This window comes from Marinobacter caseinilyticus (genome assembly GCF_011074955.1).
In the GTDB taxonomy this organism is placed as follows: Bacteria; Pseudomonadota; Gammaproteobacteria; order Pseudomonadales; family Oleiphilaceae; genus Marinobacter; species Marinobacter caseinilyticus.
The window spans coordinates 1-7,750 of record NZ_WUQJ01000014.1 but is presented as its reverse complement, the minus strand read 5'-3'; the positions used below and the strand labels follow the sequence as shown (position 1 = coordinate 7,750).

The following is a 7,750-nucleotide window of genomic DNA, read 5'->3' as shown; positions in this document are numbered from 1 at the left end:
GGTCCTGTTGGTTTATCAAGTACAGTTATGTTGAACGATTTCGCTATCTTAACAGTGTTGTCGGTTGAATTGTTGTTAACCAAAATAACCTCAAAACTATTTGATGGGTATGTTTGGGAAGCCAAAGAAAATAGGCACTGTTCGATGTATTTCTCTTCATTATGAGCAGGAATAATTACACTAACGAATGGTAAAGTTCCAAAATTTATTTTTATATTATTATCTTTCATTCAATTCCATCCCTGAATTCGGAATTTCATTTAAAGTGACCTCATTAATTACAGATTTAAACTTCCCGTTGGAGCCACGGGGGATATTTTTAACCACTTCAATATCTATTTTAATTTCTGGCCCGGTCCGGGAAATAAAATTATTTTTTAATAATTCTTTATCCAGCTTAATGTTATAATTTTTTTCTACTATTTTTATTAGACAATGATCAGGTCGATCTTGAATAACCTGTGCTTCCCGAATACCCGCGACACCCTTGAAAATGTGATCCATCCTACCAATGCGCCGGCCATCAGGCGTTTCAATATAGTCATCAACTCGGCCGTTAACACGGCCCAGTTTATGAATGACGGTTCCTGCCGGTCCTGGTGGCACGCCCTGTCCCGTATCTCCAATGTTGTATCGAAGTAAGGGCATGGAGTGGTTAGTCAGGGATGTTGCGACCAAGTGTCCAGTGGCAGTCTCTGGATCATGGACTAACAGCTCTGTGATTCCAATAACGGGATTCAGATGATAGTTCTGATCACTACCTTGCGATGCGAAAAGAACATACTCAGCGGTGCCGTAGTAGTCGTATACGGGGCAACCAAAGGTGGATTCAATGGTTTCCCTTTGCCACTCGAGCAACGTCTCTGAGTTGGTCACTATGGCTGTTGGCTGAAAACCAGGCTTGGACTGGCTTTGCTGATAATGCATCGAGAGGTCACAAATCGCCGATGGGTAGCCGATCAGTTCATCGGGTTGGAAGCGACTGAGCTCTCGTTGATACCACGGAAAAGTATCAGCGTTTAGATGGTAGCTTGAGAAAAGTTTTTGTTTCTCCGCATGATTCATTCGGGTGAACGGAGGAGTCATTCGGTCAGAAGGCTGAACCATTCGGCCTGCAAAGGTAGCGCGTCGGGCTCTGAATGGAACGCCATGAAATTCTTCATGCTCTACCAACAATGCCATCGCCAGTTTGTAGGTGTATTCATTGACCTCCAGCGCGAGAGGCGTGCCAGTGCTGCCACTAGTATGCTGAACAATATAGGGTTTGACCCCCGGTTGCCGAAACTGGTCGCTTTTACTCCGGAGTGTCTCCTTATCCAGAACCGGCAAGCGAGTTAAGTGTGTCGTGTGCGTAAAATCATTCTCATGGAGGCCATATTCTGCAAACAACGCTTGATAGTAAGGTATGTTTTCTCGGCAATGTTTGGCCATGAGAAATAGTTGTTCACTCTGATAGGCTTCAATTTGTTCTGGGGTCCAAAATCTGGATTCACGCACCCGCCTGAGTATTTGATGGTAGATTCCAGTGTAGCGTTTATGAAAAAGCTTATATCCATAGGCGGACACCAACACGTTCTGAAGCCAGACTGGGGAAGAGTAATAAAGGCGTTCTGCAGCCGAAGTCACGTCAGAGTGCTCCTGTGTCGGATTTCATAGCCGACACCCCATCAGTTGATGCGAAGCGACTTTTTACTAACCGGGCAGGATTGCCGGCCAGAATGTCGCCTGAGTTTGATGGCTTGGTCACAACACTGCCCGCCGCAACGATTGTATGAGGTTTTAACTCTTCCATCACCAAAGCCTGATTCCCAAGCCAGCAGTTTTCACCAATTTCGATTTTTTTGTACCGTCCACCTTGGTCTTGAATCGGGATTTTTATGTTGCTGAATTCATGCTGTCGACTGCCACTCAGTATGTGGACCCCACTGCCAATCAGTGTGTTTGTGCCAATGGTGCATTTGCCGATATTACATTGTGGTCCGATATAGACACCCCGGTGGATGGAGGTGTCTCGGTGTGAGAATACCGTCAGAAAACCAATGGATATGTCGTCCGAAGTATTCGGGCATGCCAATCGATAGAACGCTGCACGACTGTATATTCCGACTTTTCCGGGTATCAAACTCAAGGTTTGGGAAAATGTCTGGAATGCGCTGTCACTACCAGAAATGATGGCAAGTAGCCAATAACAAGCGTAAACAGGCATTGCGAGTAGCAGGAAAGCATTCTTTATACTTCGTTTGAGTAGGCCTCTGAAATTCATTATCGATCCAACCTTGAGTTGAGCCATGCACGCTCTCGGGTGAGTCGAAATGTGACCAACCCTCTTTTAATTCTCTGAAAAAGCCGAACTAAAAGCTGTGCCCAAGTCAGAGCTGGGTAGCGGTATTCTGGTGCTGTCCAGCTATGCGCTTGTTCGGGAAGGTATGAGGCGTGACCGGGCTGGTGGGGGCCATAATTCTGCAAAAGAATAATCTGGATGCGAGCATAGTGTTTTTCATCACTCTGCTGAAGGTGTTCTACCGTTGTGTCGAGCCACGCCATAGCTTTAGAGCGATAGTCATGGGCGCTGTCCGGGTCGAACGTCGTCGCCTGGTACATTAGCATGGCTTTACGAATATCCTGCGCAACCCACGTTGCATTTGGAAACTCAAGCTGACCTGGCACTGCCAGAAACAATTGTTCGTTTATGTACATCCACTTGGAATAACGAGCCAAGGCATCTCTGGTGTAACACCACATGGCATCGTATTGTCCCACTTCACTTTTCATGGCGAGATATCGGTTGATACTGGTGAGTAATACCAGGTAAGACCATCCGGTTTCGGCATTGAGTAGGTTGCGTTGATCAATGTCGTCAGCGGCATGAAGAGTGTGACAAATCACTTCTTCCGCACGATCAAGCCAGCCTGCTTCGGGGGCCAGTACCCAGGCATCCAACAGGGTATTCAGATAGTTTCCAGTGCCCCGTGTGAAAGGGTACTTATGACTGGAGGGCTGGTGACCGCGGATCAGCGCCTTCAGATTCGGCAGTTCGTACTTCTTTATCGCGAGTATCTGCTCAAGCAGCCCACCTTGCCCTTCATGTGTGACTGTCATCCAGTTTGCGAGGTCGAAAACGGCCTGCCTGGAATCTTCGCACCCGGTCAGAAAATAGTGATACAGAAGGCCCGAGGTGTAGCAGTGTTCTGCTGCCGGCCCACCGCCCGTCTGACCGGGTGTCGAGCTGGAGCTGTTGTGTTTGGTAAACGTTCGGTGAGTGGCAGTGTGGGCATCCAGGTAATGATCGGTATGCCAGAACAGGCCGTTGTTGTATTCGCTTCGGTCTTCTTCCGTATGGTAAATGTCGATATCGGTAACGTGGCGTGCGAGATCATCCATTAATTCAAACCATCGCCGGTCTCCGCTTAAAGCGAACTGGCGTGCAAACCCATAGATCGCATCGTACTGATTGTTGTAATGGGAGATAAAAGGCGGTTCGTCATCGCCTTGGTACAGCGTTTCATGGTCAGCAAAAATATCACCGAAATTTCGCCACCCGTATTCGTCAATTATTTCCCGCTTTGCGAAAAAGTTGCTTGGGCCTTCCAGACCCTCGCGAATTAACTCATCAAGGGCACTTTTGGCCGGGTTGGCACGGTACCAATGAAAAGCGCTTGCGGTCTCATAGTGGCGAGCATCTAGGATCGGGATCAGCGGGTTATGGGTCCACTGTAAAGCATCATGTTCACCGCCATAGTGCAGCCACACTTTTTGCGTTTTGCGTTCGCCGCCCTGTAATTCATAAGGTTTGTTGGTATCTGCCGGGAACAGGCCAACAACCAGTTGTTGATTTTTGAAGCCAATCGAGGATGGGAAGTTCTGCCAAAACTTCGGGAGACTTGCTTGTACAGACGACCCCGAGCCAGAAAGACAAACCGTAGGGCTGGCACGGTCACCGGTATCAATCAATTTATCGCCCGACGTTAATTGATAACCTCGAAACTGCGTGGTGACCGTGCCTTCAGCATTAACGTGATTCCTACTCTGCCATTGATCGCCGCCGCTTGAGTCCTGATACAGGTATAAGTCCGCTTCGGCTTTCGAGGTGGTCGGGGGTAGGGTAGGTGCCGCCTTTAACCAGGCATGCTCAGCATCGGGGTGTTTTATTTGTACGGTCAGCGATTCAAACTCAATAGAGCCGGGATCGCCCAGGTCCCATAGGCCGCCAGAATGCCGCGCTCGCTTGGGGTTGTGGATGCAGGTTTCGAGTTCAACCGTTGGACTGTCATTATAAAAACGCAGCCGGCATTGAAAGTTGGCAACTGGAAATCGGTCTTGTGTTAGCCATGAGCCATTGGCAGTCAGTGTCAGACAAACGGGGCCGCATTCGGTTATCGCCCAGGGTGTCACCAACTCAGCGGAACATGTCATGCCGGAGGAGGCGGTAAGCGAAATGATTTGGGTGCATTCCGGGCCATCACCCGACTGTATGGTCCAGAGCATCTGGTCAATCGGTATGCGGCATTGCAGTGGGCCAGTGTCGATGAAAATCTGATTGTTTTCGAGCTTGTGGCTTATTATCGAGTTTGCTTCGGGGGTATCAGGCTCCTTCGTATCAAGCCGAAGATCCAGGTTCTGGTTTTTAGCCAGATCCACCAAAAAGTTGAGCTTCAACCATCTAACCGTTCCATCAGGCCAGTGGGCCATTGGCTTGGATTGAACGCTAAAGCGCTTGCCGCTGCCAGAGTCGGTCAGAGTAAAGGTCGAACGGCTGTTCAGAGCGCCTTTTGGCAACGGGATGCCCACTTGCACAGGCTCGCCGTTGCGTGCAATGCCAGCGTCTTCCTTGATATGGAGGGTGGTCGGTTCCAGGTCCATGGTTGCAGCTCAACTCCCTTACTGCGAGAAATCAATTATCTGATTTTAAAATACCCAATTCAGGGTAAAAGTTTACCACTATTGCCCCCGACTCTTGTCATTCCAGTGAGGGCGAATCGGACGTGACCACCAGATTTTTGATGGCCTGGTACTGGGTCGCCAACTTTTCACTATAACGCAACATATGTTGTTCAAGTTGAAGAGATTTTTCGTGTCGGTCTTCCAGTAACGAGCGATATTTTCTGATCAGGGTAGGCGATTCAAAATCGTCCAGGTCAACCCAGTATTCGTTCAGCCCTACGTCGTCCAAGAGCTCGGCCGCTTTTCGGTAATAGCAGACACCAAGAACGGGCTTGCCGAGTTGGAGGGGTAATACTGTGCCATGGAATCGGGTTGCGACAACAATGTCTGCACGCCCTATGGTGTCCATTAATTGCGACACTTCGGTGGTTCGAACGACGTTGATCCGCTGGGACCAGTCACTGTATGCCGCGTGGGTTTGCAAGCGATCGATGATGTCATCGATCACATTTTCATCTTTGCTCTGAGTGCTGAAGAGCTCCAATTCATGGCCGTCAGTGAGAATCGCGGCACAGAGTTCGCTGAGTTTGTCGACGTAGGCCCGAAATTTTCGGTCATCAGCTTCATACCAGTAACGACTGTCATAGACGGGCATAGGGTTGACCGCGACAATCAGGTTATGGGCGCTGTCCCGGTGACCAAAAATGGGTATTTCAGTTTGTAGGCTGTGTGCAATATCGGGAAAAACGTTCGGTGCAATCCCGATTTTTTTATGAAGCAGGTCCCTCGAGCCTTCGTCCCGGACCGATACAAAATCCGCTCGACGAAGCGCCCACTTGAGAAACCAAAGACTGAGAGGCCTGTCGAGTGGCCCAGCGCCGACACTGATGAAAGCCACTTTGACATCGGCGGATTTTGCCAATGCGGTCCACTTCATCAGTGTGTAAGGAAAGCCCCAAGGTCCTCCAAAGTTGTCCAGGAACTGGTTGGAGCCAGTTACCAGAAGCAAATCCAGACCGTCCACGTACCTTCTGGCAGTTTTTAGAAAGGCGATTTCCCGTTTCAGTGCCTGGACCCCATCAACGGCGCGAGCGGCTGCTTTCAACGTTTGGCCAAGCAGAGGAATCGTTTTAAGATGTTGTTTCAGACTCGGTGTGGGCTGAGAGATTGGGGCTGAGTCTGACTCTGGTTGCGACTCAATCGTTCGATCAAGGGCTACAGTGACAGGGCCGCTGCTAAAAAAATCGGCTCGAAACCGGATTGGAAACGAATCGACGCTATAGCGGCTTCGACTGTCGAATGGATCGATAGAAAGGCAAATAATCTCGCAACCGGGGATCGTCGCCCGCAAATTTTTAATGACGGCCTCAATGATGGATTCATCACCAAGATTCTTGTTGCCGTAGTGTCCGAATACGCCAATACGAATCTGCTTGTCATTGGGTTCCATGTTAAACGTCGCGCGCCTCGTTTATTGCGTCTTGCGTAAAAAGGGTGACCTTCAACTGACTGTCATTTTTCGCACATGGAACCCTTCGGCAAGGGTGCTTTGCGAATTGCATTCCATGCCGCGGATGCGCATCAACGACCAAAAAAGATCATCGGTGAACCATTTTTTTGTTTTTTGCGAGTTATACGCCTGCTGCAGATGTTTAATCTTTGTTTGCCCGACACCGCCCGATAATGGATAGAACGTGTTCGGTATGCCCATGTCACCGTCCCACTTGGGAATTTCATACTCCAGAATCAGATGATTACGAAATGTGTTCCAGGTGAGGTCGGAAACCGCTTTGTGGTCCTGATGCAAATCATACCGATAATGCGTAAAAATTAGGTCGGGGCTCACGATTCCCTTTTTTAATTGCTCAAACTCATCCTTTAATCTCGCGCTTTCGGTAGGCACATAGCCGTCCTTGAAGTCCAGGATCCGCAGGTCGAGGCTTTTGGCACCCTCGCTGAAGAGCGATGCCCCCCGCTCAGCTTCACTCTTGCGCGAGGGTGTTGAGGCAAATACGACCCAAGTGACATGCAGATTGGGGTGATTTGCCAAGAGTTCGAGTAAGGTTCCTCCGCAGCCTATTTCAATATCATCACAGTGAGCGCCAAGGCATAGAATGTGAGCGTCTTTATCGGGCGTGGCCAGAAGATTGAGTGGAAGCATGACTTATTTCTTCTCTCGCCATACTTGCCAGGGGCATTCACCGTTGGCATCCAGTTCGTCAAAATTCTGCTTATCCTTAAATGTGTCCATGCATTTCCAGAAACCATCATAGCGGTAGGCAACCAGCTCATTTTCTGAGATCAGGCGCTCAAAGGGTTCGTGCACGAGTTCTTCTCCCTCCCGGATGTAGTCAAAAATTTTCTTCTTGAAAATGAAAAAGCCTCCATTGACTGTAAGACCGGTGTTGGTGGTGTCCTGAATGCTGTGCACGGTCCCATCGTCATTGAGGCGAACGTAATGAAAAGACTGTTGGGGTTGGACACAAAGGAAGCAAGCGGTCTTACCTGAGCGCTCGAAAAATCTCAGCATATCGTCCAGCGGTACATCTGAGAGACCGTCTGCATAATTGGCCATGAACATGTCGTCCGGATCGAGATCATCGAGGTATTTCTCCACCGCTTTAAGGCGCATTCCAATGTTGGATTTCAGACCGGTGTCGGCAAACGTAATTTTCCAGTCGTGTATATCCGTTCGCTTGAGTCTCGGTTGGCCACCTTCAAGCACAAAGTCATTGGTAAGGCACTCGTCATACGTCAGGAAATACTGTTTGATCACATGTGCGTTATGCCCCAGGCAAAGAATGAAATCCTTCTGTTCAAAGTGTGAGTAGAACTTCATGAGGTTCCAGACAATGGGGCGATGACCAAC

The 7,750-nt window shown here is 49.1% G+C and carries 7 protein-coding genes; all 7 read right to left on the bottom strand.

Annotated features, from left to right (window positions below):
• On the bottom strand, window positions 1-230 hold a 230-nt coding region (locus GRX64_RS06230; protein ID WP_166264786.1), incomplete at its 3' end, for a glycosyltransferase family 2 protein.
• Entirely contained in the window at window positions 220-1,626 is a 1,407-nt protein-coding gene (locus GRX64_RS06225) for a phenylacetate--CoA ligase family protein (RefSeq protein ID WP_166264783.1), read from the bottom strand. The genes GRX64_RS06225 and GRX64_RS06230, both read right to left, overlap by 11 nt.
• Before the next feature lies 1 nt (window position 1,627).
• Window positions 1,628-2,290 (bottom strand): acyltransferase, encoded by a 663-nt coding sequence (locus GRX64_RS06220; protein ID WP_235937542.1) that lies wholly within the window; start codon window positions 2,288-2,290, stop codon window positions 1,628-1,630.
• Window positions 2,263-4,860, bottom strand: a complete 2,598-nt coding sequence (locus GRX64_RS06215; RefSeq protein ID WP_166264780.1) for an RIFT barrel domain-containing protein — start codon at window positions 4,858-4,860, stop codon at window positions 2,263-2,265. The genes GRX64_RS06220 and GRX64_RS06215 overlap by 28 nt, the downstream gene beginning before the upstream one ends.
• A 97-nt stretch (window positions 4,861-4,957) precedes the next feature.
• The gene (locus GRX64_RS06210; protein ID WP_166264777.1) at window positions 4,958-6,331 is read right to left on the bottom strand and encodes a polysaccharide pyruvyl transferase family protein; all 1,374 of its coding nucleotides are present in this window, start codon (window positions 6,329-6,331) and stop codon (window positions 4,958-4,960) included.
• A gap of 51 nt (window positions 6,332-6,382) precedes the next feature.
• On the bottom strand, window positions 6,383-7,042 hold the full coding sequence (locus GRX64_RS06205) for a PIG-L deacetylase family protein (protein ID WP_166264774.1): 660 nt from the start codon (window positions 7,040-7,042) through the stop codon (window positions 6,383-6,385).
• A gap of 3 nt (window positions 7,043-7,045) precedes the next feature.
• Window positions 7,046-7,750: glycosyltransferase family protein (locus GRX64_RS06200; RefSeq protein ID WP_166264772.1), on the bottom strand; the 705-nt coding region annotated here is incomplete at its 5' end.